Origin of the sequence: Lentzea jiangxiensis (genome assembly GCF_900104175.1) — a bacterium.
GTDB classification, from domain to species: domain Bacteria; phylum Actinomycetota; class Actinomycetes; order Mycobacteriales; family Pseudonocardiaceae; genus Lentzea; species Lentzea jiangxiensis.
Window position 1 is genome coordinate 1 of the sequence record NZ_FNIX01000056.1, and the last position, 1,748, is coordinate 1,748.

4 protein-coding genes are annotated in these 1,748 nt (G+C 62.5%); 3 read left to right on the top strand and 1 reads right to left on the bottom strand.

Annotated features, from left to right (window positions below; translation table 11 throughout):
* The first annotated feature begins 206 nt into the window (after positions 1–206).
* The 3 genes from BLQ91_RS43565 (at position 207) to BLQ91_RS39945 (ending at position 1,176) form a co-directional block, all read left to right on the top strand.
* Positions 207–341 (top strand): hypothetical protein, encoded by a 135-nt coding sequence (locus BLQ91_RS43565; RefSeq protein WP_281199973.1) that lies wholly within the window; start codon positions 207–209, stop codon positions 339–341.
* 61 nt (positions 342–402) lie between these two features.
* Positions 403–660 carry a hypothetical protein gene (locus BLQ91_RS43275; protein ID WP_245734346.1) on the top strand — a complete coding sequence of 86 codons (258 nt, stop codon included), beginning with the start codon at positions 403–405 and terminating at the stop codon, positions 658–660.
* 108 nt (positions 661–768) lie between these two features.
* Positions 769–1,176, top strand: coding sequence for a hypothetical protein (locus tag BLQ91_RS39945; protein ID WP_143023127.1), 408 nt, complete (start codon positions 769–771; stop codon positions 1,174–1,176).
* 257 nt (positions 1,177–1,433) lie between these two features.
* On the opposite strand, the gene BLQ91_RS39950 is transcribed toward BLQ91_RS39945, so the two are convergent.
* The coding region (locus BLQ91_RS39950) for a transposase (protein ID WP_218130586.1) at positions 1,434–1,748 on the bottom strand (315 nt) is incomplete at its 5' end.

Sequence of the window (1,748 nt, forward strand, 5' to 3'; positions counted from 1 at the left end):
GAACTCGGCGGGGTACGGACGGGGAACAGTGCACAGCCTCTCGAACAGGCCGCCAGTTAGCCACCAACTCTGGAACGATCCAGTAGGGCAGGTCACACTGTCACCTACTCGTGCAGCAGACCCGACCGCGGTTTCGGCAGCAGGAACTGCCGGTGGGTTCTGCCTCCACTTCCTCATGGTCTCCAGAGGCTCGGCACGGTGAACTGGTGTCACACCCCGAGAAGGAGAAGCCGGTGACCGCACAGCAGGAGTTCCAGCTCGCGAGGGTGTTCGACTTCGTGGATCCCGAGTCCGGCCCAGGTTTCGTCGAGGACCACCCGCGAGTCCAGGCCCTCGGATGAACTGGAAGCGCTCGTCGGCTACCTCGAGAGCGGAACGCCGATCCTCATCACGCCGACGCTCATGGACGACGTCGTGGAACCGGCCCGCACAGCGACCGTGCCCACCAACTTCGTCACCGACGGTATGTGGGTGTGGACCGACATCGTGACGTACTACCTGCGGAACTATCGCCTGGCGCCCGAACCGCTGTTGCTGCAGCACATTCGGCAGCAGGGGCAGCGCGCGGCAATGGTCCACCTGGACACCTTCAAACGTGCTGTGGACTTTGTGCTGAAGCCGTCGAGCGACTCGAAGGGGCTGGCCTGGCGGATCGGCTGACCCGCGTTCCGGTCATATAACTGTTGTCCGGTTAGTGACTGTTGCAGAACCTATGTTCCATGCCATGACATCACCGCAACTTCTGCCGAAAGGACCAGTGAGTCCAGCATGCCTGAAAACAGGGTTGTTCCGCTTTTGGTGGCTGTTCTGACCGCCACTCTGCTTCTGGTTGTCACCAGTCCAGCCTCCGCGGGCGATCGGCGAGCGTCTCTCGCCGGCGTAGCGGCTACGGAGCAGCCTGGGCGGGGTTGCAAGAAGCTCATCCACCCCGAATCCTCGACCAGCTTCGTTTTCGCTTGCCGGACCTGGTTCCCGGCCGGAGATGGGAAGTACTACGGCAACTACACGCACGACTACTTCGGGTCGAGGACTTACCTGACGATGCAGGGCAAGTTCGACGGCTCAGTCAATCCGACCCTTCCGGACTCTGGTAGCTACAGCAACACGGAGGTATTCGTCACCAGGCTTTGCTACAAGGCATACCAGCCTGAGCAGAAGTGCTCGCCCTGGTCCTGAGACCCCGAGGGACCGGACAGCGGAGACAGAGAAGCGAGACGACATGTCATGCAGCATCACCGGACACACGACCGTGCTCACGATGCTCGGGTTGACCGCTCTTAGGTTCGTCACCGTTGTCGGCGCGACCGAAAGTGAGGCGAAGCCGCCCTGCGCGGCGATGAGCCAGGAGCTGACGCCCTGGCTTGGGGAACTGTCAAACGTTCGGCTCTGTCCATAATTGCGTGATCAAGGATGGCCTCCGCCCGACGGTGAGGTCAGTCGGTGAGGAGAATTCTCCTGCGTAGCAGGCTGAAGCTGGCTTTGCCGTAGGTCTGTCGCTTGAGCAGCTTGATCTTCGTGTTGACGCCTTCGGTGGGTCCGTTGCTGTAGGGCAGGGTCAGGCCCGCGATCGCCGCATCCAGGTCTTTGTCCAGTCCGTCGAGGTAGGACTCGAAGCCGGGCAGCGTGTCCGCGCGAGTTGTGGCGATCCAGCCTGGCAGGTCCTCGCCGCGGCGGCCGGTGAGGATGGCGGCGAACTCGCGCGCCCGACTGGCGAGAGTGGTCATCTCGGGGCAGGCGGAGAGCAGGTC